Source organism: Culturomica sp. (genome assembly GCF_003524185.1).
Taxonomy (GTDB): Bacteria; Bacteroidota; Bacteroidia; order Bacteroidales; family Marinifilaceae; genus Culturomica; species Culturomica massiliensis.
The window spans coordinates 1-24,907 of record NZ_DOED01000004.1 but is presented as its reverse complement, the minus strand read 5'-3'; the positions used below and the strand labels follow the sequence as shown (position 1 = coordinate 24,907).

Annotated in this window: 23 protein-coding genes; 8 read left to right on the top strand and 15 right to left on the bottom strand. The window is 45.3% G+C overall.

Annotated elements, in window-relative coordinates; all coding sequences use genetic code 11:
• Nucleotides 1–20 precede the first annotated feature (20 nt).
• The 11 genes from crcB (DD657_RS00980) to DD657_RS00930 form a co-directional block, all read right to left on the bottom strand.
• Complete coding sequence (gene crcB, locus DD657_RS00980) at nucleotides 21–398, bottom strand: fluoride efflux transporter CrcB (protein WP_068691884.1); 378 nt, start codon at nucleotides 396–398, stop codon at nucleotides 21–23.
• A gap of 225 nt (nucleotides 399–623) precedes the next feature.
• Nucleotides 624–1,001, bottom strand: a complete 378-nt coding sequence (crcB, locus tag DD657_RS00975) for a fluoride efflux transporter CrcB (RefSeq protein WP_021986619.1) — start codon at nucleotides 999–1,001, stop codon at nucleotides 624–626.
• 58 nt (nucleotides 1,002–1,059) lie between these two features.
• On the bottom strand, nucleotides 1,060–2,442 hold the full coding sequence (locus DD657_RS00970; protein WP_287048062.1) for an MFS transporter: 1,383 nt from the start codon (nucleotides 2,440–2,442) through the stop codon (nucleotides 1,060–1,062).
• Nucleotides 2,443–2,535: 93 nt separating this feature from the next.
• Complete coding sequence (gene yut / locus DD657_RS00965) at nucleotides 2,536–3,510, bottom strand: urea transporter (protein WP_021986621.1); 975 nt, start codon at nucleotides 3,508–3,510, stop codon at nucleotides 2,536–2,538.
• A 47-nt stretch (nucleotides 3,511–3,557) separates the two neighbouring features.
• Nucleotides 3,558–4,475, bottom strand: a complete 918-nt coding sequence (locus DD657_RS00960; protein ID WP_287048060.1) for an urease accessory protein UreD — start codon at nucleotides 4,473–4,475, stop codon at nucleotides 3,558–3,560.
• On the bottom strand, nucleotides 4,472–5,122 hold the full coding sequence (ureG, locus tag DD657_RS00955; protein WP_021986623.1) for an urease accessory protein UreG: 651 nt from the start codon (nucleotides 5,120–5,122) through the stop codon (nucleotides 4,472–4,474). The genes DD657_RS00960 and ureG overlap by 4 nt, the downstream gene beginning before the upstream one ends.
• Nucleotides 5,123–5,231: 109 nt before the next feature.
• Nucleotides 5,232–5,924: an urease accessory protein UreF gene (locus DD657_RS00950; protein ID WP_068691882.1), complete on the bottom strand. Its 693-nt coding sequence runs from the start codon at nucleotides 5,922–5,924 to the stop codon at nucleotides 5,232–5,234.
• 46 nt (nucleotides 5,925–5,970) lie between these two features.
• Nucleotides 5,971–6,639, bottom strand: coding sequence for an urease accessory protein UreE (locus DD657_RS00945; RefSeq protein WP_021986625.1), 669 nt, complete (start codon nucleotides 6,637–6,639; stop codon nucleotides 5,971–5,973).
• A 172-nt stretch (nucleotides 6,640–6,811) separates the two neighbouring features.
• Entirely contained in the window at nucleotides 6,812–8,530 is a 1,719-nt protein-coding gene (locus tag DD657_RS00940) for an urease subunit alpha (RefSeq protein ID WP_021986626.1), read from the bottom strand.
• Nucleotides 8,531–8,532: 2 nt separating this feature from the next.
• Complete coding sequence (locus DD657_RS15200; RefSeq protein WP_021986627.1) at nucleotides 8,533–9,042, bottom strand: urease subunit beta; 510 nt, start codon at nucleotides 9,040–9,042, stop codon at nucleotides 8,533–8,535.
• A gap of 8 nt (nucleotides 9,043–9,050) precedes the next feature.
• Nucleotides 9,051–9,353 carry an urease subunit gamma gene (locus DD657_RS00930; RefSeq protein WP_021986628.1) on the bottom strand — a complete coding sequence of 101 codons (303 nt, stop codon included), beginning with the start codon at nucleotides 9,351–9,353 and terminating at the stop codon, nucleotides 9,051–9,053.
• Between the two features lie 360 nt (nucleotides 9,354–9,713).
• Here DD657_RS00930 and DD657_RS00925 point away from each other — a divergent pair, with 360 nt between their 5' ends.
• The 8 genes from DD657_RS00925 (at nucleotide 9,714) to tsaA (ending at nucleotide 19,776) form a co-directional block, all read left to right on the top strand.
• Nucleotides 9,714–10,085: a hypothetical protein gene (locus DD657_RS00925; protein WP_147379514.1), complete on the top strand. Its 372-nt coding sequence runs from the start codon at nucleotides 9,714–9,716 to the stop codon at nucleotides 10,083–10,085.
• Between the two features lie 179 nt (nucleotides 10,086–10,264).
• Nucleotides 10,265–12,151, top strand: coding sequence for a TonB-dependent receptor (locus tag DD657_RS00920; RefSeq protein ID WP_287048053.1), 1,887 nt, complete (start codon nucleotides 10,265–10,267; stop codon nucleotides 12,149–12,151).
• A gap of 10 nt (nucleotides 12,152–12,161) precedes the next feature.
• Nucleotides 12,162–13,616, top strand: coding sequence for a nucleoside hydrolase (locus DD657_RS00915; protein ID WP_021986631.1), 1,455 nt, complete (start codon nucleotides 12,162–12,164; stop codon nucleotides 13,614–13,616).
• Nucleotides 13,617–13,713: 97 nt separating this feature from the next.
• The gene (locus DD657_RS00910) at nucleotides 13,714–15,777 is read left to right on the top strand and encodes a TonB-dependent receptor (RefSeq protein WP_287048050.1); all 2,064 of its coding nucleotides are present in this window, start codon (nucleotides 13,714–13,716) and stop codon (nucleotides 15,775–15,777) included.
• 96 nt (nucleotides 15,778–15,873) lie between these two features.
• Nucleotides 15,874–16,980: an ABC transporter substrate-binding protein gene (locus tag DD657_RS00905; protein WP_021986633.1), complete on the top strand. Its 1,107-nt coding sequence runs from the start codon at nucleotides 15,874–15,876 to the stop codon at nucleotides 16,978–16,980.
• A gap of 71 nt (nucleotides 16,981–17,051) precedes the next feature.
• A complete protein-coding gene (locus DD657_RS00900) occupies nucleotides 17,052–18,107 on the top strand; it encodes a FecCD family ABC transporter permease (RefSeq protein WP_021986634.1) in 1,056 nt (351 codons plus the stop codon).
• The gene (locus tag DD657_RS00895; RefSeq protein ID WP_118774280.1) at nucleotides 18,104–18,859 is read left to right on the top strand and encodes an ABC transporter ATP-binding protein; all 756 of its coding nucleotides are present in this window, start codon (nucleotides 18,104–18,106) and stop codon (nucleotides 18,857–18,859) included. The genes DD657_RS00900 and DD657_RS00895 overlap by 4 nt, the downstream gene beginning before the upstream one ends.
• A 56-nt stretch (nucleotides 18,860–18,915) precedes the next feature.
• On the top strand, nucleotides 18,916–19,776 hold the full coding sequence (gene tsaA, locus DD657_RS00890) for a tRNA (N6-threonylcarbamoyladenosine(37)-N6)-methyltransferase TrmO (RefSeq protein ID WP_235837457.1): 861 nt from the start codon (nucleotides 18,916–18,918) through the stop codon (nucleotides 19,774–19,776).
• 1,036 nt (nucleotides 19,777–20,812) lie between these two features.
• Here tsaA and DD657_RS00885 read toward each other — a convergent pair.
• The 4 genes from DD657_RS00885 to DD657_RS00870 form a co-directional block, all read right to left on the bottom strand.
• Complete coding sequence (locus tag DD657_RS00885) at nucleotides 20,813–21,853, bottom strand: nucleotidyl transferase AbiEii/AbiGii toxin family protein (protein ID WP_287048110.1); 1,041 nt, start codon at nucleotides 21,851–21,853, stop codon at nucleotides 20,813–20,815.
• Nucleotides 21,850–22,455, bottom strand: coding sequence for a DUF6088 family protein (locus tag DD657_RS00880; RefSeq protein WP_287048048.1), 606 nt, complete (start codon nucleotides 22,453–22,455; stop codon nucleotides 21,850–21,852). Before DD657_RS00880 ends, DD657_RS00885 begins: the two co-directional genes overlap by 4 nt.
• 1,175 nt (nucleotides 22,456–23,630) lie before the next feature.
• Nucleotides 23,631–24,131: a hypothetical protein gene (locus tag DD657_RS00875; protein WP_287048046.1), complete on the bottom strand. Its 501-nt coding sequence runs from the start codon at nucleotides 24,129–24,131 to the stop codon at nucleotides 23,631–23,633.
• The coding region (locus DD657_RS00870) for a hypothetical protein (RefSeq protein ID WP_287048045.1) at nucleotides 24,128–24,907 on the bottom strand (780 nt) is incomplete at its 5' end. The genes DD657_RS00870 and DD657_RS00875, both read right to left, overlap by 4 nt.

The window sequence follows — 24,907 nt, the reverse complement described above, 5'->3', positions numbered from 1 at the left end:
AATATAATCAAATATAAATATCAGGCCGGTTTTACAACACTGCGCCCCAGCCACACCGACAGAATTCCCAATGCAATACTCAACACAAAATAAGCCGTAAAATACCCCCATTGCTTGTTTTGTATCAACAAAAACATCTCATTCGAAAAAGAAGAAAACGTCGTAAAACCGCCGCAAAAACCGGTGATCAGAAAAATACTCATCTGAGCGGAAAACAAATGCATCTTTTCTGCCATACCGAAAAAAACACCGATCAGAAAGCTACCGATTATATTTACAATAAAAGTGCCCCAGGGAAAAGGAAGTGAAAAAATATGATGCACCAACTTCCCTATCAGATATCGGCAGCACGAACCGATAAAGCCACCGGTCCCTACGATTAACATTGTCTTAAACATCTTTTCTTAAATCAGTATTGCATAAATCAAGGCAAAATTACACGAAAAGAATAAGAAAGACAGGATTTTCAAAGAAAGTTATAAGCAAACACCGAATTTCAGATCGTAAATTTCAGATTACCCGGACACCCGTTCCGTTATCAATTTTTTTAATCTGAAATCTACAATCTGAAATTTAAAATCTAAAATCTAAAATCTAAAATCTAAAATTTATATAATCTATGGTCAGGCAGGTTTCACCAGGCTGCGCCCCAACCATACCAATAAAATACCCAATACGATACTCAATACCAGATAGGTTGAAAAATATCCCCAATGCTTATTTTGCAACAACAAAAACATATCGTCGGCAAAAGAAGAAAAAGTGGTAAAACCGCCGCAAAATCCGGTAATCAGAAATATATTCATATTGGTCGATATCAAATGAGCTTTCTCGGCCATTCCGAAGAAAATACCGATAACAAAGCTACCGATGATATTCACGGCAAAAGTGCCCCAGGGAAAGGGAGAAGAAAAGATGTAATGGGCCAACTTCCCCACTAAATAACGCAGGCAGGTACCGATAAAACCACCTGCTCCGGCAATAAGCATAGCTTTAAACATAGTTCTGAAATTTATAGATTAGTAATATTGTTTCTGAATGCTAAGAATCATCCGGGTTTTACGGAGTTCCCCCAGGCAGAGTTTTAAAAACCAGGGGGCCGGCGATCATTGTAACTACTCCTCCCAGAATGAGCACGCCGATGGCAACCATCAGCACCAGTTGCCCACCCCCCAAACTCAATAAAGGCGGAATAATAAAAGTAGCGATGATAGCCCCCAGCTTCCCCAAAGCCGAAGCAATCCCCTCGCCGCTGGCCCGTTCCTGAAGCGTATAAATCCGGCTGGGTAATTCGAACGTAGAAAGATGAGGACCGGCATTTAACGCCAGCTCAAACAACAAAAAACCTCCTAACGTCACGCTTACCGGAGCCTGATAAACATATCCCAAAAGCGTAATCAGCAAACCGGCTGCACAGATAAAAAAACCCCAGGCTTGGGTACGTATCAGATTTAACCGTCTTACAATCGTCAGGCCGGCAACAAACCCCAGCAGAACAAAAATGTTAATGTAAAACGTAAAACGAAGCGATTCCACCACCCGGGGAAGGGCATTCTCTCCCTCGGGAATCAAGCCCAGGGTAAGCAGCAGAACAGGTGTAAAAATTCCGATTCCATACACCCCCATACCTTCGCATCCCCAAGGAATTCCACTGAGTACTACCCGCTTGATATTACCCCGGGCAAAGATATCCCGGTGGGAAGCTTTCGGCTGTGCCGCCTGATCTTTCTTACCGGCCAGCTCCCCGATATAAACATCCTGTCCCAGAAAATGCTTGATATTTTTCTCGGCTTCCTGTACCTTACCGTGAAGAGCCAGCCATTCGGGACTTTCCACAAACCAAAAACGGGCCATAAAGGTTATTGCGGCAAACAACGTCAAAAACAGAAATAAACGGTTCCAGATATCCGGATTTGCGGAAATTTTCAAAACATACCAGGCCACCAGAATCATCAGGATATTTCCCAATCCCGAAGTAGCTTTAGAGACTCCCAGCATCGTACGGCGCCATTTTTTAGGCATAATTTCCGAAACATACGAAGGATCGAGTGCATAAGCACCACCGATGGCAAAGCCGATCGTGAACAAACAAATCGTCAGAACGGAAATCGAATGGCTGAAATAAATCCATAGAGAAGCACCGGCAATCATAACCGGACAGAGCCGGAAAAAAAATAAATACCCGTATTTATCACTAAGACGGCCGAAAAATAAAGACCCTAGCATGATCCCGATCAACCCCGACGCAAAAATAAACCCCTGCAACCAGGAAGACAATTCCGGATGATGTGTTATGGCAATCAACGGGGCGATAACACCTACCAGTATGGCCAAAGCTCCCCCGAAAAACTGTCCGGCAGAAGCGATGATTAAAATAAGGATATGCCTTCGGCGTAAGGGCATAGTATCCATATTGTATTTCGGCGTTAGACTTTCAACCATATTCATTTTTGATTTAGGATTTACGATTTATGATTTACGATTGACCGTTTTGCAAAGTATAAGCCGATTGTAAATCATAAACCGTAAACTACTTTATCCTTGCTGCAATATCTTTTTATCCAGATTCAGGTGTGGCAATAAGAACAACCAGGTAGCCACGCAGAACGGACCGGTTAACGTCGGAATTCCCAAGGGAGAAAAGAAAGTATCCATCCCCGCCTGAATAAATACGGTAGCAAAAATTCCCAATAAACTCCATATAGCTGTCCGCCAGTTGACCTGATAGAAGGTAATTCCGAGAGCTATACCGGTCAGGACAGGACTGAAGCCAAACAATCCATTGGCAATATCTCCTCCGTTACACTGATACAAGATGGCAACGGCCAAAGCCAAAGCAGAAGCAATGGCGGCCCAGATAGCGGCCCAATAATTACTGATAGCCAAACCGATCAGGAAAAGCAGACCGGTTACCCAGGAATTCACCAGAAAAACCTGACTGATTCCCCTCAGCCAATAAATAACCAGACTTCCGAATCCGGTATCGAATGCAGAAGAAAAATTCCCGGGAAGTTCCGGTGCCCCCAGACCGGAATCCGGCAAACCGTGCATAATACGGGCAGCCATCAATATAAACCAGGTGGTAAGCACAAAAGGAAAGGTAAACGAACTTACTTTATAGGGAGCCAGCAAATGATTCAATCCTACCATCACCCAGGTGGTCATAGAGGAAAAAACAACAATTGCCAGCCACATCAAGGGTACATTCCCCAGAAAAGTCGGCAAAGCACATCCTACCAATACTCCGTTGAATCCCCACAAGCCCGCGGTTCCTTTCTCCGCCGGATACTTCAAAAGATAGCCGGTAATGGTGGACATAAATACACCTACCAAAGCTCCCCAGGCCACAGCCGGATTACCGGTTGCATAAGAGCCGTAAAAAATCCCGGCCAAAAAGAACAATCCCGTCCAGGCATTATCCTGAAACATTACCTGTCCTGTCCCTCTGCACAGGATTTTCCAAAATCCAAAAGAAAACACTTTTGGCAAAGTCACTGTTTGCGTTTCCATAGTTTACAACATTTTACTTTCACTTCTCGTTTTTCACCCTGGTTCGGTTACCTCCAGGCAAACTCTTCAGGCAAAGGTTTCCCCTTAACCTGCATCCTTACCACCGAACAAAACTGCCGGATAGCGTTTTTTACCGGAGGCGTTTCCATCCCCAATACCTTAAATATCAATCCGCAACGATTCGGCAAATAACTGATGCCGACAGCTAATCTTTGCTGATTATCAATAAAAACTCTTGTCTTCTCATAAATTTCCGCAGCCTCTTTTTCCGGAGTCAATACAATGACATTCGCAAATACATCGTAATGATGCATTGTCCCGATGCCCCGAACCGGATGTTTTTGCGGCTCGGTCACCAATTTCTCGCGGAACAGGGGAGTACCGTCGGGCCGGTGAGCCCGCGTACAAACCGAAAGCAAATCATATTCGAACAATTCCCCTTCACCGTAATACTTCCGCCCACCGGTATAAATCTCCGAATAAAATAATGTCGCAGACGGATGAATTTCTATATCCGTATCCGTAACATAACGACTGTGGCGGCAGGGGATCGTTTGCTCCGGCATATATTCCAAATAGGCATTTTCTTCCAAAACAAACGTCTGCTTCAAAGCCGAAAAATTATAAATCATCTCGGCAATCTTCGTGGCTGCCCCCGTAGAAATATAAGCATAAGCATCCTTGCGGACGGTAAACCGGTTTTCGTACCGGTCTCCGTCCACATTCGGCCCTCCTGCCGACAAGATGTATACACAGGGCATTTCGGGCATTCCCTCATCAAAATACAACTCCTGCTGTACGATGAGGGGAGCGCGTCTGTCCCAATGCCTCATGATGGACTTCTTGTCCTTATCCAATTCAAACACCAGATCCAGCAAGCCGAATTTTCCCGGCGCCCCCATCCGCATGGCTTTGGTAGGGGTCAGATAAGAACTTACTTCCCGACATTTTGCATAATCGTTCATACCTTCATTTCCTCCACTTCTTTTTTCGAAACACGGTCGAAAAGTGCCATATCCCGGATCAGCGCAACCAGTTCCTTAATCCCCTCACCGGTCATACAATTGGTAAAAACAAACGGTTTGCCCGGCCGCATCAGCTCCGAATCCCTGCGCATCACTTCCAGGTCAGCGTGTACATAAGGAGCAAGGTCCGTTTTATTGATCACCAGAATATCCGAATAAGAAATACCGGGGCCGTCCTTACGCGGAATCTTATCGCCGGCAGCAACATCGATGACATAAATAAAAAAGTCTACCAATGCCGGACTAAATGTCAATGTCAGGTTATCCCCGCCCGACTCGATCAATACGACGTCGCTATCCGGAAACTTAGCTTCCATTTCTTCTACGGCAGCAATATTCATCGAGGGATCTTCCCGGACAGCCGTATGCGGACAAGCCCCTGTCTCAACGCCGATAATGCGCTCTTCGGCCAGATATCCTTTCAGCATTTTCCGGACGTGTTTAGCGTCCTCTGTGGTAACTATATCGTTGGTAATAATTAAAACCTGCAATCCTAATTTCAAAAAATAAGGGGTAATGGCTTCTATCAGGGCTGTTTTACCGGATCCTACCGGGCCACCGACACCAATTCTGCATGTATTGCTCATAAATTCAGTTTTTAAGATTTTAAGTAAGCTAAAAATTATAATGACACATTTAAAAACTTTAATCACCTCTGTTCAAGACAGAATAAAGCCATTAAACAAGTCAACAGACTCAGTTCATAAACATTCTCATCTTTCCTTTCTCATGTAACGAAGCGACGATATCCATTTCAGGAGCAAAAGCCTGCATATCTTCGAAATTCAGTTCCTTCACGATCCTGAAATCGGCGGCAGCCTCCGTACAAAGCCGGTAAAGAATGCTTTGTGTTTCATAATGAGATACTTTTACACAACGCAAAGCTGCATTAAGTATCATATTGATGGCTCCGTATTCGATGGCCACAAACAAATCCGCTTCGGTTAAACCGTTTTGCTGGAAATAAATGGCCTGAGCCACCGGATAAGTGCCCGGCGTCTTTTCCTCGCGGATATCTTCCAACCAATCGCTCATCAACCGGTTACCGGCAATCTGCGTACAGATTTCCGCCATTTTTTTCCCCATACGGGTAAGCATCAGGCGTGCCTCCGCATTCATCTTGCATAAAATAATCTGGCGGTCGGCTTCCCGTATCATCTCGTAATTGCCGCTGGCCGCCGCCCGGTAAGCAATCAGAGCAGCAATGGCATCGCTGTAAATTGTCTGCCGGAGAGCCGTACGGGTATATTCTTCCAGACTCGGTGCGTCATATACAATTCCTTCAAATGCCGCAGTCTCCAATCCGTTTGAAAACGAAAATGTACCGACCGGGAAAGCAGAATCCGAAAATTCCAGAAGACGCATCAATCGGGTGATCTCATCTGTCATAACGTAATATTTTCAAGGTAAGATTTCAGTAGTTTGAGTGTATGATTTAATTTTTGTGCATATACCGGGAAGCATCTTGTTCCGGATGTACATGCCCGTGATCGTGCCCGTGGTCATGGCTATGCTCATGATCATGGGTAATCCCGTGGTCATGGACGTGCTCGTGGTGATGGGTAATATCCTGTGAACTCCCGCCGAAAAGCTTCCGGATTTCGTGCGGTGCCAGAAAAGGAATCACTTCCAGGCCGGATTGAAATTCATAGGTAATATCTTCAAAATGGTGAGTATCCATCACACTGGTCATTACTTTTTTATCTACCGTCAACGGTATATATAAAGTCGTCCCCTTCACTATTGCCGGCCAATGCTGATTCCCGATGGCATGTCCCAATTCGACGCAGAAACGTATGATCTCTTCCGGATTTTTTCGTACAATTTGTTGCAAATCAACGACCATCACCGGTTTCAATTCGATACGGATCACAACCGCTTTGTTTTGTGCGGCGTCATATTCGAGGATATCACCGTTTTCTATCTGACTGTGACGTTTCAACGCCACGGCATAGTCCGTTCCATCCGTACCTTTGGCGATAAAGCGGCTCTTTTGAGCAGTCCACTGATCCAGATTCAGATACTCGATTTTAGCGTTTTTTAATTTCTCTACCCAGGTAGAGTCGGTTGTCATATTTCCAATGACCTCAGAAAATATTTTCATAAAAGGTATTTTAAAGAAGAAGGGGCCCAAAAACCGGAAAAGTCAGTCTATAAAGTCCCAAAGCCGGGTTCCGATACTCCCGAAAGAGCATTGCCTGACTTGAAGGACCTTATAGACCTGTTCAGAAGATTTCCGTTTGAACCGGGCGCAACTTCATCAATGGATAAATAAATTAACTAAACCAGTAAAGTTGCCCCAGAGAGAATTTCTGTGCCGGTTTGACGTAAGCTTGCTGTCCGTCAATGAACACTTCAAAAGTCTCGGGATTAACGTCGATCTTCGGCATATTTCCATTATACACCATATGTGGTTTGCCGATCTGACGACAACCGTGTACCGGATAAACGATGCGTTGTAAACCGTATTTTTCTTTGATACCTGCATCGTGAGCGACACGGGACACGAAAGAAATACAGCTCTTCGGCATGGCTGATCCGAAACTACCGTACATCGGGCGATAATAAACCGGCTGCGGCGTCGGTAAAGAGGCATTCGGGTCTCCCATATTAGCCCAGTTGATCATTCCCCCTTTAATCACTAATTTCGGTTTGGTTCCGAAGAAAGCCGGTTCCCATAAAACGAGATCGGCCATCTTACCTTTCTCGATAGAACCCAATACTTCAGAAAATCCGTAAGTAATGGCAGGATTGATCGTCAATTTGGCCAGATAACGCAATACACGGAAATTATCATTTTCAGCAGAATCTTCCGCCAATTTACCTCTCACCTGTTTCATATAGCTGGCCATCTGGAAGGCACGCATAAAGTTTTCACCCACACGCCCCATCGCCTGAGAGTCAGAAGAAACCATAGAGATCACCCCCAAATCGTGTAATATGTTCTCTGCAGCCTGAGTTTCCGGACGAACACGGCTCTCGGCAAAAGCTACGTCAGAAGGGATTTTCGGATTCAGATTGTGACATACCATAATCATGTCGAACAACTCGGCCTGCGAATTGATACCGAACGGCAAAGTCGGGTTGGTAGAGGAAGGCAGCACATTGGCCAATGAAGCCACCTTCAACAAGTCGGGGGCATGTCCGCCACCGGCACCCTCCGTATGATAAGTATGAATGGTACGTCCATCGATGGCGGCAATCGTATCTTCCACATAACCGCCTTCATTCAGGGTATCCGTATGAATGGCCACCTGTACGTCGAATTCATCGGCTACGCCCATGGTTGCCCGGATAGCAGCAGGGGTACTTCCCCAGTCCTCATGGATCTTGAAACCACAGGCACCGGCCATCATCTGTTCCACCAAAGGCTTACGGACAGAGCAGTTTCCTTTCCCCAAAAAACCGTAATTTACAGGTAATCCGTCAATCGCCTGCAACATCCGTTTCATATTCCAGGTACCGGAAGTAATCGTCGTACCGTTCGTACCGTCAGTCGGACCGACACCACCGCCCACCAGGGTCGTCACCCCGTTACTCAAACAATGGTAGGCCTGTTGGGGTGCAATCATATGCACATGCCCGTCGATAGCCGCCGCCGTCAAAATCAGGTGTTCGCCCGAAATGGCATCGGTAGCGGCGCCCGTCACCAATTCAGGAGTCACACCTTTCATGGTATTCGGATTACCGGCTTTTCCGACACCGGCAATTTTCCCGTCTTTAATTCCGACATCGGCTTTAATAACTCCCAGTATCGGGTCGATAATCGTCACATTGGTAATCACCAGATCGAGTGTACCTCCTTCGGCTGTCGTCGTATTTGCCAATCCCATCCCGTCACGCAGCGTCTTACCGCCTCCGTAAACTATCTCATCCCCGTATACACACAGGTCTTTTGTAATCTCTACATACAGATCGGTATCTCCCAAACGGATTTTATCACCTACAGTAGGGCCGTAAAGGTCGTTATATTGTTGTCTTGATATTGTTGCCATAATTATTTCTTTTTTTGATTCTTTTTCTGAAGATCAGCTTCAGCGGCTGCTTCATCTATGATTTTAAAACCCAAATTTTTTGCATTCTCGATCGCCAGTATCCGTTTCGGGAAATAGGTCGGTGCATCTTCATCACCTGTAAAGCCCTGTACCAAACCGTTGAATCCCATCACATACTGCTTTCCGGAATAAGCAACAACTTCTACCTCTTTCTCTTCGCCCGGCTCAAACCGGACAGCCGTCGTTGCCGGTATGTTCAAATGACATCCGAATGCTTTCCCCCGGTCGAACTCCAGATAACGGTTTACTTCAAAAAAATGGAAATGCGAGCCTACCTGGATCGGACGATCACCGGTATTATGAACGACCAGTTTCGCAGTATACCGCCCTTCATTATACGTGATGGGGTCTGCACTCAATATTTCTCCTCCGACGCCTACATGCTGCTTCGGAGTAAAACCCGGTGTAATCGGTGCCTGTTTCGGAGCACCCGCTTTACTCATATCTGCCATAATCTTTGTTATTTAATAGGTTGATGAATACTTACCAAACGGCTGCCGTCGGTAAAAACTGCTTCGACCTGAATCAGAGAGATCATGTCAGCCACTCCCTCCATCACATCGTCTTTTGTCAATACTTTCGTGGAATCGGTCATAACCTGTTCCAATGTTTTTCCTTCACGGGCACCTTCTAAGGCCGCAGAACTGATGTAAGCGACAGCTTCGGGATAATTCAGCTTCAACCCTTTTTCTTTGCGCCGTGCAGCGATTGCTCCTAACGATAACAGCATTAGCTTGTCAATCTCCTTTGGTGTTAAATGCATAGTTTTCGGTTTTAATAGTTAAAAAATAATTTTTCCAGCAACGAAAGGAATTTATTTCCCTCCGACTTTAACACGAGAACTACGCTGAAAAACGAAAGTTGTTACAAATCCGGCCGGATTATTAACTTATTTATACTACGTTAACCTAAGAATTATCAGGGAAAACATCCGCTACTCCGATTCATAAAATACCTACCGATAGAAAACCGCTTGCAAATAGTAAAACATTGAGAAAATACATTCAATTAAATATCCGGAATCATTCTCCGGATTTATGACCGTTTCATCCGAAATCCCCTGTAATTTGAAACAAACGGATAGGCAATCCGTTACAAGCAAAATAAACGAAACGAAAAGCAAATGGACAAAAAAACACAACAGCATATCCGGTATCTGTTGAAAACACCGGGTATCTACCTATCGGAACACGGGACTTTCCTGTCTGGCAACATTGCCAGGGGAGGCGTGATAGAAACTATCAGCAGGAAAGCCATCTCGCCTCTCGCATCGCAGATCACCCTGCACGACAAGCGCTGTATATTTTTCCCTTGTTATCCTACTCTCGCCATCCCCCGGAACAACGCATTCCTTTATCAAAGCGATCCGACAAAGACTCCGTTTCTATTTTCGTACCGGCCCAAACCTACCGGTAAATCCCCTTTTACCTCCCCGGGAAATCTCCCGAGGCCGGTACAGATAATTCCCTGGAGCCGATTCGACCGTTCCTTTTGAAGTAAATAAATAACATTGCCGGAAGCCCGAAATGTAATGTCGATATACATTGTAAATTTCAGATTGTAAATTTTAAATTATCTGGCAACCTGATTTGTCGTCAGATTCTTTTCATCTAAAATCGTCAATCTAAAATCTGCAATTAAAACGTTCGCCTCCCGACACAATCCAAATATGCAATGAAATATACAGCCATTATTATATGGCTGACGTTATGGGTTTGCCATAATGCCAGCTACGGACAGGAGCAGAAAGCAGACACAGCCCTGATATTACAGGAAGCAGTCGTTACCGGAAACCGTACTCTGGTGAACCGGAACAACGTCCCGATGAACATCACCGTCGTCGGACGTAATGAAATTGAAAACAGCAGCGAATCGGCCCTTTTACCGGTACTTTCCGAACGGGTGCCCGGTCTGTTCGTTTCCGAACGGGGTATCACCGGATTCGGTGTAGCCAGCGGAGCAGCCGGAGGTATCTCGATCCGCGGCATAGGCGGATCTCCCAACACCCAAATGCTGGTACTCATCGACGGCCATCCTCAATTTATGGGATTAATGGGACATCCCCTCCCCGACGCCTATGTCGCCTCCGATGTCGAGCGTGTGGAGGTTGTTAGAGGTCCCGCCTCTATTCTTTACGGTACCAATGCGATGGGAGGCGTTATCAATATCATCACGCGCAAACAAAACCGGGAAGGTTTTTCACTGAATGCCCGGGCCATGGGAGGAAGTTACAACACCCAGAAATACATGGCCAATATCGGAGGCCGTAAAGGTCGTGTAGATGCCTATGCCTCCGTCAACCACGACCGGACAGACGGCGATCGGGAAAACTCGAAATTCCATATTACCAATGGATTTGCCAACGCAGGATTACGCCTCTCCGAACACTTCCGGTTTCGCGCCGATATCAGCGTCGCCGGCTATGTAGCGGAAAATCCGGGCATGATCACGAAACCCATGTTCGACAACACAGTAGATGTCCTCCGGGGAATGACTTCGGCATCCCTTGAGAATGAATTCCGGCACCTGAACGGAGCCCTGGCTTTTTTCTACAATTGGGGTGATCACAATATCAACGACGGATACACCACCGGCGGCAAACCGCTGGACTACCGCTACCGCTCACGCGACAACGCCTATGGACTACTCTTCTACCAAATCGTAAGACCCTGGCAAGGGAATATGGTTACACTCGGTTTCGATTATAAATCATATGGCGGTAAAGCCTGGAACCGCTTTCTGAATCACGCCCCCGATAAAATCATGGTCGATACCTCCTCCTACGATCTGGGCGGATATGCCATCATGCAACAAAATCTTTTCAAGGATCGGCTGACGTTAAATGCCGGAGGCCGCCTAGAGCACAATAAATCTTACGGCAACAAATGGATTCCGCAAATCGGATTAGCTATACGTCCTACCGAAAATTTCGTCATCAAATCCAGTTTTTCCAAAGGATTCCGCAACCCGACCATCCGCGAAATGTTTATGTGGGCACCTGCCAATCCCAACCTGAAACCGGAAGAGATGACCAATTATGAAGTAGTACTGGAACATTATCTTTTCAAACGCAGCCTTTACCTGGAAGTTTCCGGCTTTATCGCCGACGGGAAGAACCTGATTCAAACCCAAATCATCAACAACAAACCCATGAATGTCAATACAGGCAGCTTCAAAAACAAAGGGATTGAAGTAGCAATGCAAGCCGACCTTTCCGGTAAATTCAGCCTTAGCGGAAACTATTCATGGCTTTATATGAAAATCCCGGTATTGAATGCTCCTGAACGCCAGCTTTACGTCAATGCCAACTTCCATACCCCCAAGTGGCAGGTTAACATCGGCTATCAATACATCAACGGCTTATATCTGGTCACCGGGAAAAATGCCAGACAGGAAGACTATGGCCTGCTGAATGCCAAGGTATCCTACAAACTGTTCCCGGCAATGACGATCTTTGCCAAAGGGGAAAACCTCACCCGGGAAAAATACCAGATATTGGACGGCTATCCTATGCCCGGAGCCATCTTCTTCGGAGGTTTGCATTTATCCATTAACCGTTAAAATCCGAATCATGAGACATAAGCTATTTTTATTGGGAATCATCTTATCACTCACGCTTACCGCATTCGCCCATTCCGGGAAACCCCGTATGTACGCAATTGTCGATACCGACTGTGCTGCCGATGATTTACGTACCCTCTGCATGCTGCTGGGTGACCACGACATCGAAATACTGGCGATCACCACCTCGGAAGGTGCCCTTACACCGCAACAGGGATACCGGAAAGTAAAAGCCCTCCTGAATGATTTTTACCATCAGGGAATTCCGGTCGCCCCAGGCAGGGAAGTACATGCCCCTGCTCCCGAATGGCGGCATATTGCCCGGGCAATTCCGTGGGGAGACAGTGTGCCCGCCGATATGCCCGAACTGACAGCCGAAGAATTGCTGATAAGAACCATCGGGAACGAAAAGAAACCGGTAACCCTGATATGCCTGGGGGCACTGACGAATATCAGTGACGCCCTGACAACCGATCCCCGTCTGAAAGAAAAAATCGAACGCCTGGTTTGGTATAACAGCGGCGCCAGTCCCATAAGCGGAATAAATTATGAAACGGACCCGGAAGCTGCCCGGAAAGTCATGGACAGCGGGATCAACATGCTGCTCGTCTCCTCTGCCGATCAGGCATCGGCGCCGGTAGACAGGCAATTCCTCACCGAGCTGGGTTATCTCCAAAATTCCCGGTATGCTCAGAAAGTCGCCGAAACACACGCCATTCCTCCGCTCCGGGAATTAATACGGGACGAACACCTCCGCATCTGGGACGAACTGACCGTACTGGCACTCAATTCACCGCAACTTTTCAACAAAGACAGCCTTTCTCCCGCAATCGAATGGTACAGCATAGACGTTCCCCGGAAAATACGCCCCATCGAACAGCAAATACTGGCTGTTTATCAGGGACCGGAAAACACCGAAGGAAAAGTATTCTACCATTTCCCACTCGATGAAGGTTATTATATCCGCGACATTATGCCGATTATCGGACGGGCCGTTCAACGTTACGGATTAAGTGAATTCCGGGCTGCCGTTCTGACCAACGAATTACACGGACATCTCGGTATATTCGCCACCGTCGGCGTGAAAATGGGAATTCGGGCCCGGGAATATTTCGATATCGGCGTCGACGACATGCACGTCACCACTTATGCCGGTAACCGGCCCCCGGTAAGTTGCCTCAATGACGGCCTGCAAGTCAGTACCGGAGGCACTCTCGGACACGGACTGATTACAGTTGCCGAAGTAAAAGCCGGCGACACACGACCGGAGGCCACCTTTACATTCAAGAATAAAAAAGTCACCCTCCGGCTGAAACCCGAATACGAACGCCGTGTACGGGAAGACCTGAAAAAAGGGGTCGAAACCTACGGAGCGGATACAGAAGCCAATTGGCAATATGTCCGTGCTCTGGCCATACAATACTGGCTCGACTGGGACCGCCACGAGATTTTCGATATCCTTTGAAACACCTTCAATAAAGTCACGCTTGCGCTTTTACCGCTTCTGAATAGCAAATTCAAGCGTTATCGGAATTTATTTATTGTTCATAAAACCGAGTGAAATGCAACTAAAATACAGCCTTATAACAACTCTATCTGCCCTGCTTTTATCAGGACTCTATCTTGGGGCATACGCCCGCACCGAAACGGTCGATACAACCCTGGTCCTGCATGAAGTCGTCGTAACGGGTTCCCGCACAGAACGTCCGGTGACCCAAAGTCCGGGAAGTATCAGTATCGTCAGCCCTGTGCTTCTCCGGAATACGCCGGCACAAAGTGTCGACGACATCCTGACGATGATCTCCGGTGTCAATACCACCCGTTCGGACGGTATCAGTAATATGCACACCAATGTCAGTATCCGCGGACTTGCCGGAGACGAGCAAGGACGTACCTTAGTACTTTTCGACGGCATTCCGATCAATACGTCCGATGAAGGAGGCGTCAACTGGAACAGTCTCCACATGGACAACATCCAGCGGATCGAAGTATTCAAAGGTCCCGGCTCCTCGCTCTACGGCAATAACGCTATGGGAGGAGTCATCAACATCATCAGCAAAAAACCGTTCTCCCCGTTCTCTGTCAATGCCTCCGGGAGTTACGGCTCCCTGAACACCTGGAAAACCAATCTGGGTATTTCAAGCCGGGTCAATGACAAGTTTTCCGTTTTCCTTTCCGGCTATTACAACAAAAGCGACGGTTTTAACAATGTCCCCGACAGCCTGCGGACCAACCCGGACTACAGCGTAGCCCGCTTTGTAAAAGAAGGCGGCTTATACACCAAAATCTTATACAGTCCAACCGCACTCTTCAACATCGATCTGGCCTATGACCTTTACAAAGACAAACGGGGAGAAGGTGAAAAAATCCAAGCTCCGGACGGGGAATACCGTCACTTCAACCACCACAGGGTACAAGGCCGCTTCTACGGTGAAAAAGGTAAATTTTCCTACAACGCAGCTCTTTACTTTCAACGCCAGGACTATTTCAAACTCGACGAACGGATGAAAAACTCGGATTACCAGCGATTCGATGTCAAATCCCACCGTGACGACTGGGGTGCCATCATGCACCTCAGACTGTCCGGTAAATTCAACGACCTGGTCATAGGCAGCGAATTCAAAAACGGCAGCATCGACGGCGGTGACCATTATGTTACCTCTCCCGATAAGGTACTCAACCGGGGTACAATCCGTATCATCTCCGTATTTGCACAAGACGAACTGAGTCTTCTGAACAAGAAAATCTGGTTACAAATGGCTTTACGCTACGACAATGCTTATTTTCACAAAGGCTGGTTCGAGGCCATCGGCGAAAATGTCTCCGACTTTAACACCTACAACGGGAAATTGAAAAACAACCGTTGGGAACATTTCTCCCCCCGGATAGCCTTACGCTATAACCCAACCGAAACCATATCCGCTTACATTTCTTATTCCCAGGGATTCCGGGCTTCTATTTTGGACGATCTCTGCCGTTCGGGATGGATGTGGGTCGGCCCTAAAATTGCCAACCCCGACCTCGGACCCGAACAGATCGATAATTACGAAATCGGCGGAACCTTCCGGCTCACCGGCACCCTGTCCTTCTCCCCTTCATTTTATTACGCCAAAGGAAAAGATTTCCTGTATTATGTCGCCACCGGAGAAAAAATGTGGGGCAAACGGGACATTTTCCAACGCCGGAATATCTCCAAAGTGGATGTCAAGGGAATAGAAGCCGACTTAAACTACACTCCTGTCAACAACCTGAAAATCAACCTCAATTATTCATACAACGACGCTAAAATCAAAGATTTCAAAGAGCAGCCCGAATTAAACGACAAACTGTTGACATATGCCCCTAAACACCAGGTCAAAGGCTATATTCTCTGGACGGGCGGTATTGTCGATGCCATGTTTCGCGGACGCTATAAATCCAAACAATATACCTCCGAAGACAACTCCACTGCCATTAAGGGATTTGCGATATGGGATGCCCAGCTATCCAAATGGCTTTTCCGCCACCGTCTGTACGTCAGCGGGGAGATCATCAATATATTCAACAACCGGCACATGAACACCAAAGAGTATATGTCTGCCGGCAGACTGATGAATATCAAGCTGGCTGTCAATATAAACCGGTAAATGCAATAACCGGAAATCCGGAAATCTGAAAATAACCTCCCAGCACCGATAACCGGTTTATATTCACATTTCCGGATTTTCATTCAAACCGATACAATGAAAATATACTGTTACATTCTTTGCGTACTGCTTTGCGGTTCCTGCGGTACACGGCCCGATAAACACCCAAATACCGGCCGGGTCATTACCGATGCACTGCAAAGGGAAGTTGTCCTGCCCGATTCCATTCAAAGAATCGTCTGTATCCGGGCTTCGGCGATCCGTCTGGTCACCTATGCCGGAGGAGCCCCTTTTATCTGTGGAGTTGAAGAGCAGGAAACCCGGGACAACTGCTTCACCCACCTGTTCGCCCACCCGGAATTGAGACAAAAACCGATCATCGGCCCATCTATGGGAGGCGATCCGGAACTGATTATGGCTGCCCGGCCGGATGTAATCTTTATGTCGACCACAACGGCCGGAGATGCCGATGCCTTACAGCAACGTACCGGAATACCTGTATTTACGATAGAGTACGGAGACATCGGCCGCAACCGGCAAACATTTTACAACTCTTTGCGCTCCATAGGCGAAGTGTTGGGCACCACCCGGCAAGTAGACAGCCTGATCCGCTATACCGATCGTCAGATTGCCGAACTGGGGCAACGGGCACAATCTTCCGGCAAATCCCCCCGTATTTATGTCGGAGGCATTTCCTACAAAGGACAAAAAGGCATTACGTCCACCGATCCTTACTATGCCGCATTCGATTTTTTAAAAACCGATAATGTAGCCTCCGTAATCGACTCAGCCTACATATCTCCCATCACAGGAACGTATATCGACTGGGAACAACTGGCAGACTGGAATCCGCAGGTAATTTTCGTCGATACCGACGGCTGGCCGCTCGTGCAGGAAGACTTTAAAACACGTAAAAGCCTGAACCGGTTGTTAACGGCTTACCGGGACCGGCAAATCTATACCCTGTGGCCGTACAACAACAACCACACCAACTTCGAGGTAATGCTCATCAATGCCTGGAATGCCGGTAAAGTGCTTTTTCCGGAACAATTTACCGATATTGACGTAACAGACAAAGCAAACGAAATTCTGACCATGTTCGTCGGTAGCCCCGTAGCAGACAGCCTTGTCCGGAATTGGGGCGACTACCGAAACGTATTCGGCACAGAAAAGAACACGTTGAATGATATGACAGATCTTTGATCCGCCGAATCGGAAAGAACTGTGGGTTCTTCAATCGGAAATCAAAATAAAACCTGTATTTACCAGAGCCTATGGACAATGAAATTTTAATACAATACAAAAAATACCGGATCCGCAACGCACGCTTTATCGTTATCCTGCTGGTGCTGCTGGCCGCCATCGCCCTGCTGGCCCTGATCGCCGGCTCTCACCAGATCGGCTGGTCCGATTTATGGGCCTTGGTAAGAGGCGAAGGTATCGAAATGAACCGGCAGATCATTCTCAACATCCGCCTCCCCAGAATCCTGGCGACAATTGTCACCGGCATCATCCTGTCCATATCCGGAGCAATCATGCAGATTCTGTTACGCAACCCCCTGGCCTCTCCTTACACCCTGGGAATATCCAATGCCGCCGCTTTCGGAGCCTCCTTCGGAATTGTTTTTCTGGGGGCCGGAACGGGCATCGCCCGTTCATCCGACCTCTTTATGATCACCAATCCCTACATTGTCACAATCTCCGCTTTTCTGGGAAGCCTGCTGGGATTGGCCATAATCCTGCTCATCATCAAAATCAGACAAGCCTCCGTCGAAACGATCATCCTTTCGGGAGTCATCATCAATTCGCTTTTCGGCGCCGGTATTGCCGTCATGCAATATGTTGCCAACAACGTTCAACTGGCCTCCATCGTCTTCTGGAACTTCGGCGACCTGGGGCGCAGCGATTGGAGCAAACTGGTTTTCCTGATCATCGTCCTGCTACCCGCCCTGATTTATTTCTATTACAAGCGATGGGACTATAAAGTACTGGGCTCCGGCGACGATTATGCCCAAAGCATGGGCGTCCGTCCGCAACGCATTCGCGTCGTCGGTCTGGTCGTTACCTCGCTGATTACAGCCGTTGCCGTCTCTTTTTTCGGCGTTATCGCTTTTGTCGGACTTGTGGTTCCACACATCGTCCGCAAATTTATCGGTGACAACGAAGAATTTCTGATCACCGGATCGGCCGTATTCGGCGGTATGTTCCTGCTCCTTTGCGACACGGTAGCCCGGACGGTCATCTCCCCCATTATTCTTCCCGTAGGCATATTGACCTCATTCCTGGGAGTACCTTTATTCCTGTTCCTTTTAACCCGAAAAAAAGTATGATGCACCTTAAAGTCGACGACATATCGTTCAGCTACACCGGCTTCAAAGCCCTGAAACACATCTCCTTCGAAGTCCAATCGGGAGATATGCTGGCCATTATCGGACAAAACGGTTCCGGCAAAAGCACCCTGCTGAAATGCCTCAACCGCATACTGAAAATCAATGAGGGCCTGATTTCCATCGGACATATTCCGCTGAAAGAGTATTCTCCGAAAAGATTATCGCGCACCGTCGCCTACATCCCGCAATCTGAAGAAATTGTCGGCGGCATCAGCGTATTCGATACCGTATTACTCGGACGCAAACCCTACATCCACAGCAAACCGACAACGGCCGATATGGAACTGGTAGCCGGCTTGCTTGCCCGACTTGAACTGGAGGCAGTTGCCATGCGCCACCTCAACACCCTCAGCGGCGGTCAGCAGCAACGCGTTTACATCGCCCGCGCCCTGGCACAACAACCGTCCATATTATTGCTGGACGAACCCATTGCCAACCTGGACATCAACCACCAGATGAAAGTAATGAAACTCTTACAACAACTGGCAGGGGAAGGCATGACGATTATCATCACCATACACGATATCAATATGGCCGCCCGCTTCTGTAACAAAGCCCTGATGCTGAAACAAGGCAACGTATTTGCATCGGGACTCCAATCCGTCTACACCCCCGAAAACATCGAAAACCTATACGACATTCAGGTAGATGTATTACACCACAAAAACTGTATCTGTATCATCCCTCAATAACCGTAATCATTATGAACCCATTACATTTTATCACTAACCTTTTACCCTGTTTTACTATGATCGTATTAGAACCCATCGGTTTCGTACACAACGCATGTACCACCAGCCAGACTCCTGAAGTCATCAAACAAGAAGTATCGGAAATAGAAATTCTCCCGGAATATGCGGAAGGTTTACAGGACATCGAGCAGGCCGAATATATCGACCTGGTCTTCACTTTCCACCATGAAAAACGGACCGAGCTCACCACCAGAATACGGACCGGTGAAACCAAAGGCATCTTTGCCTCCCGTTCCCCCAGACGTCCCAACCACATAGGCATCACCACGGTCAAACTGGTTCAGCGGGAAGGCAATAAACTGTACGTTAAAGGCGCCGACGCATTAGACGGTTCCCCGGTCATAGATATAAAATATTGCGACACCTCCGTCTTCGATCAGCAAAGTATACACCAAACCATCCAGGCCGATTCCCCCCGGATCGATATTGTCCGTAACATTCTGGCAAACAACACCAAAGAACTTCTGCTAAAAGCAGCACAACTACACGGCCACATCTGTCCGGGTCTGGCCCTGGGCGTGCTGGGGGCAACCCGGGTTATGCAATGCCTGTACAACAATCAGGAAGATCCCGGAGATTATACCCTTACCGCAGAAATGCAAAATTGCCCGGTCGACGGTGTTCTGTTCGTCACCGGCTGCACCCCGGGCACCCGTCGCTACCTGCAAGGCCCACCCGAAAATATGTGTTTTTACCTCAAAAATAAAGCCGGCAAAGGCTGGAAAGTCAGCTTCAAACCGAACAACCGGGAATACATGAGCGAGCACCTCCCCGCCAACCTATCCCCCATTGAAAAAGGCTTCGCCACCCTACAACTATCCCCGGACGAATTATTCACCATCGAAGAACTGGATTAAAACCGGCAACGGCCTTTCTCTTGCCTATACGGTCGGTAAAAGCAGAGCGAAGCAAAGGGATACAAAATTGTAGATTTACGATTGCAGATTTTAAATGAAATGAATTCGACAACAAATCAGGTTGCCCAATAATTTAAAATCTGCAATTGTAAAAGTATAATTAAAATCCATTCCCGCCGATAAACGAAAACTATTGTCCCAAAGATAGGTATTCCGGAAATGTGACACGAAATAAGCCGCGTCCAGATGAATACGCATAAAACGGATCCCGGTTTCGAAAGTAGTGTATTTACGCTGCAATCCCGCCTTCCTTTCATTAAATAGCCCACACGTCCATACACCATCTCCTGGAAACCGTATTCAAATCCGACTTTCCCAAAAATACGGTTGATTTCTCTGTCTGAAAACGAAGCGCCAATATTTCCGGGCAATGAATGATCACGATCCTCTTCTTTCAAAGAAACCAGATATTTTCCGCCTTCCAATCCCACAGATAACTGGTAACATCTCCGAAAAACACCGGTCAAACTGATACCTATCTTCAACTCTGAAGGTAAAAAAGCTTGTCGTCAGTACCGTAATTTATTTTATTGCCGACATTGGTCGCTTTTCGGTAACAATAACCTTTCCTATTGTATCCATAGTTTAATTAGAATAAATTCAAAAAGTAATAATTGCTTTTGAAGCGACTTTTGCAATAGCACTCAGTCATATAGACCGGATAAAGATGATCCACCCATCTTGTATCCGTCCCGTAACATACGGGATTACGCTCATTGATAAGATTAGCTGTCACTGGTAAACAAAGAACAGGGTATGATTCTTCATGAACATGCTAAAAACTCTTAAATGTATTGTTTACATTCATTTCTCAGCCACAGCATGCCACAGATATTTGTCCACTCACGATAGGAAATACTTTCTTGTCATACTGAATGTCGTCAACTTTATACACTCTACGAGAACCATCCAAGAAGAATTTGAATAGTGGCGCACCTTGTGTTTCTTCTGCAATATATTTCAACAATTTGCCATATTATCTAATTTGCGAAGTTATGTGTGACTCTTTTATCCAATCATTCAAATCATTAAGATCGTTTACCAACTCTTCAAATGAAACAGAATCACCATATATCATGTGCAGACGCATATTCTCATAGTCGGCTCTCCACTGCTCTAAAACAGAAGCCGGAGGAACGATGTTGAGCGTAGCCGGATAAAGCGTATCATAGTCGAAACCACGTAAGCCGATGAATGCGCGGCGATGCGCTACTACCTGACGGTAAAGTTCTACATCGTTTATGGCACGCCCGGCTATTGGGGTTTTCAACATCTGCCCGATGTCGTACATATGTCGCGACATACGTTCCACACGAATTAATTCCTCTGGCCTGGCAAACTCCTCATGCAGCAGGAATACCTTTTCAAGAAAGGTGCGTTCAGGAAGAACGGCACGTACCATGAACTCAGGTTCTGCAAAAGGCGCCTTCGGATACACCTGGTCTATCATTGAATCAAGAGCCACCTCGCTTACAGGTTCACTCATAGACCTGCCACTTACTTCCACTTTCACTTTAGGCAGGATATACTGACCATCCTTTCCATCTATGGAAAAGGATAAAACTGAGTCATAGTTAATGCCTATAACCTCGGGGTCAGTTGTGGTAACAGGGGTTGTATCAACATTTACCTTGAACTTTTCTTTTGAGATGCCACTCTTGTACAATTGTCCCGCCAAATCGTGTTGCATGGTCTCTCTTACAAAGGTACAGGCAGCACGGCGCAATTTGTTGCTGATTTGTGTTTTCGACAATACTCCACCGAAACCAAGATACTCCCGGTCAATGGCAATGTCTATATCTTCCGAGAAGCGATCTATCAAATGCCAGCACTTGCTCAACGATGTACCTCCCTTGAAAGACAGATGACCGGCATACGGCAAACTAAACATGGCACGGAGGACAGCCGTTACCCACCAATCCTTTTCTATGACCTCACGTTGCCGTATGTTCAATTCTGCGGAAACACGATCAAGTATATCCACGCGGTCTTCTTTTGACAAGTCTACAAATTTCACCGCTGCAATATCATTTTTACCCATGTTGGAGCAAGTATTATATCATGTTTGAAGTCTTGTTCCGAAACATGTTCTGTTATCATACTCTTGATTTTTCCCTTTTGTGTTTCCGTTATTGACTTCTCGCCAATCTCCCGCATAGCAAGTACGGCCAGTTGCATCAGTTTGGAGTGATAGGCAAAATTACCCAAATCATTACTATGGCGAAATGTAATGCTCTTCCCCTCGCCAAACTTAATCTGCCGTGCAGAACCATCTGTTATGTAAACAATGTTGGCCGGTACTTGTGTGGATAGCCCCAGCCTGTTAAGCGCATACGCTCCTGTCGGAATGATACGCGCACTGTCTCTTTGCGCAATTTTTAGGGCAATGTCATCCAGTGACGGTTCACGCAATGTCCCATCCCACTTGTCATATAGCGGAACATAATAAATGCCTTTTGCAAAGCGGTACAATTTTCCATTTCGGCATAAGCGGCTTAACCCCGAACGAACTGCATCGGGAGTGCCACACATCATGAAATCATCTGGAATGAAAATTGTTCCATCCTTAGCTTGTTCCACAATATCATACATTGCCTTGTAAGAGCTGTTTGCACCCATAGTTTTATGTTTTGCCACAAAATTACTCTTTTTTTGTGGCAAATCGTAGCTCTTATGGGATTTATTTGTTTCTTACGCTGATTTTATGATGTCTTATACTCTATCTGCTGATTCTATTATAGGCAACATAAAGTAATATACAAGGAGGTCGTTTCAACCGCCCCCTTTTGTGGATATGAGGTATATTCCGATTTAAAGACGAGGTTATTTTAATCGTATGGGAACATAACTCTTCGAACAAAAACTTTTTATTCTCTCATTTTTACAACAACAAAGATTTAAAATGCTAAATCTCCACTTTTCAGACCACTATCATCAAATCACAAGGACTTTTCTATCACATCATCCACAAACAACTGATAATCAATTATTCATATATACATTCTCTATCTTTTTAAAATTGAAAGGCTCTCTCCCTAACACAATATCATTTCCTCTTCGTAAAGCACTTTCCAACCAAGGCTTATTATAAGTCTCCCAACTGTAATCATCAAAAATCTTTGTTCCCTCTTTAATTCCTTTTATTTCTAATTGTTTTGCGATTCCACTAAACCTCTATTGACAACATGAATCCGTCCTAAATGTTCAAATTTCCGAAAACATATAATCATTTAATTCATATTAATAATTTGAGCAATATGTTTGTAATTAGGTTTAGTCACAATCATTAATCTATTTATATTCATGCCAATCAAAAGGAAAATCAATCCAATATTTTCCTTCAAAAATTAATTTACCATTCAAGTCAAGATTAGACATTATATAATTTATAACATATTGTAATCCTTCAGCAAAATCATGAGTTTTTGCAGAACCGAATCTTAATCTCTGTTCGACATTATGAATATTCAAATCTGACAAAATACCGGGAATCCGGCGAAGAGGTTGTTTCCTTGCCGATCTTACTACAGTAACCGGAGAATTTATGGTCCCTGTACCAAAAAGCAAACTGTTTTCCGATGCCGGATTCCCCGTCTTCTGTAAATAGCGCACTATCAAATAAGCCATGAGCTACCTCCCGGAAGCGACCGAAAGGATGGTCCCGGACAAAATTCAGAAGGCGATCCTGACTGGATGCTGCTCTTTTAACTATGTCATATTCATCTTTTCAGGACAGAGAATTACATAATTAACGACCCTCCAAAGAGATTATAAAGTTTCAAAGAACTTAATTATCACTTACGACTTTTTTGTTTAAGTGGTGGTATTGGCTTTTCTCCATCTATTTTTTCCATCTCAATTTTTTGATACTTTAAAACAGGCTGCTTAACCAACAAAATATCCCCCTTTTTCCGAAAAAATACATCTATAAACGTTATTTTATTTATATTATCTATATAGGGTTCCATATGATCATTAACACCATTAAATCCATAATCATATATATATAAAGTATCTTTTTTTACAAGAACAGTACACTTAAAATATTTTATTTGTTTTTTAAGACCCGGATATTCTACATCTGATACAAATTTCATTAACTCATCTTGCTGAGTAGGATAATATTCATTTTTCCGATAAAATGCATCATATGCTCCCCACAATTGACTAACAAATAGCGTATTTTTTAATACATATACTTTTATTTCATATACTACAAATGAATAAAATAAATAAAAAAACAACAATATAATTAATACAGAAAATATCTTTCTCAAATTTTTCTTTTTCATCATTCACAGTATAATTTAAAGGTTTCTCCAGAACTAACCCTTTTTATAATTAAATATTTAGAAGAAACAACTTCATTCCATTTGTAGTATTCTTTTTCTTGTATTCCCCACTTTTCATATTGTTGCGCCCGCTCCACATCATTCTGCATCAAATCTTTTAATCCTATATTAAATCCTTTAAGTTTATAATATCTAAGAAATTTAGCAAAAAGATCATAATCATCATTACTAAAATTTATTGTTCCTATTTTTCTATTATTTAAACCTAAAAATAAGAAAAAATATCCCGGATTTCCATGTATAATACTTGCAGAAAAACCTAAATATTCTGTAGACTTTATTTCATTATAATCATTATTCGGTGATAAAATAAATTCAATTGTCATTTTAAGTTTTATTCCAGATAAAATTTCTATTTCAATCTCCTCTGAGTATTCATTCATGCCCATTAAATTTAATTTTTTGACATAACTTATATTATTTCCAGATACCTGATTAGGTTTATAAATATCCAAAGAAGAATTATATAAATTAACACCTGCATCCGTAGTACCAATATCATACCCTTCCTTTATACCCCAATTAAGCAAGTTATTAATATAAACACTAACAATTTCTTTAAATGCCTCAAAATTATTAAAACGTCTCATTACATCCTCATCCCGCTCAAACACCCGCAACACTATACCCGGGTCGTGGATCACGTCCCATTGCCATTTAGCCAGTTCCCGCCCGTGGCGGTAGTCCATCAGGTTATCCGCTACGCTGCCTTCAGGCAA

Coding starts and splice junctions, on each gene's coding strand:
- DD657_RS00915 (WP_021986631.1), top strand. CDS start 12,162: ATGAGACATAAGCTATTTTTATTGGGAATCATCTTATCACTCACGCTT.
- DD657_RS00905 (WP_021986633.1), top strand. CDS start 15,874: ATGAAAATATACTGTTACATTCTTTGCGTACTGCTTTGCGGTTCCTGC.
- DD657_RS00945 (WP_021986625.1), bottom strand. CDS start 6,639: ATGAAAATATTTTCTGAGGTCATTGGAAATATGACAACCGACTCTACC.
- DD657_RS00970 (WP_287048062.1), bottom strand. CDS start 2,442: ATGGTTGAAAGTCTAACGCCGAAATACAATATGGATACTATGCCCTTA.
- DD657_RS00950 (WP_068691882.1), bottom strand. CDS start 5,924: ATGACAGATGAGATCACCCGATTGATGCGTCTTCTGGAATTTTCGGAT.
- DD657_RS00875 (WP_287048046.1), bottom strand. CDS start 24,131: ATGATGAAAAAGAAAAATTTGAGAAAGATATTTTCTGTATTAATTATA.
- yut (WP_021986621.1), bottom strand. CDS start 3,510: ATGGAAACGCAAACAGTGACTTTGCCAAAAGTGTTTTCTTTTGGATTT.
- DD657_RS00895 (WP_118774280.1), top strand. CDS start 18,104: ATGATGCACCTTAAAGTCGACGACATATCGTTCAGCTACACCGGCTTC.
- DD657_RS00925 (WP_147379514.1), top strand. CDS start 9,714: ATGGACAAAAAAACACAACAGCATATCCGGTATCTGTTGAAAACACCG.
- DD657_RS00930 (WP_021986628.1), bottom strand. CDS start 9,353: ATGCATTTAACACCAAAGGAGATTGACAAGCTAATGCTGTTATCGTTA.
- DD657_RS00900 (WP_021986634.1), top strand. CDS start 17,052: ATGGACAATGAAATTTTAATACAATACAAAAAATACCGGATCCGCAAC.
- crcB (WP_021986619.1), bottom strand. CDS start 1,001: ATGTTTAAAGCTATGCTTATTGCCGGAGCAGGTGGTTTTATCGGTACC.
- crcB (WP_068691884.1), bottom strand. CDS start 398: ATGTTTAAGACAATGTTAATCGTAGGGACCGGTGGCTTTATCGGTTCG.
- tsaA (WP_235837457.1), top strand. CDS start 18,916: ATGATCGTATTAGAACCCATCGGTTTCGTACACAACGCATGTACCACC.
- DD657_RS00940 (WP_021986626.1), bottom strand. CDS start 8,530: ATGGCAACAATATCAAGACAACAATATAACGACCTTTACGGCCCTACT.
- DD657_RS00880 (WP_287048048.1), bottom strand. CDS start 22,455: ATGGGTGCAAACAGCTCTTACAAGGCAATGTATGATATTGTGGAACAA.
- DD657_RS15200 (WP_021986627.1), bottom strand. CDS start 9,042: ATGGCAGATATGAGTAAAGCGGGTGCTCCGAAACAGGCACCGATTACA.
- DD657_RS00960 (WP_287048060.1), bottom strand. CDS start 4,475: ATGAACGATTATGCAAAATGTCGGGAAGTAAGTTCTTATCTGACCCCT.
- DD657_RS00920 (WP_287048053.1), top strand. CDS start 10,265: ATGAAATATACAGCCATTATTATATGGCTGACGTTATGGGTTTGCCAT.
- DD657_RS00910 (WP_287048050.1), top strand. CDS start 13,714: ATGCAACTAAAATACAGCCTTATAACAACTCTATCTGCCCTGCTTTTA.
- ureG (WP_021986623.1), bottom strand. CDS start 5,122: ATGAGCAATACATGCAGAATTGGTGTCGGTGGCCCGGTAGGATCCGGT.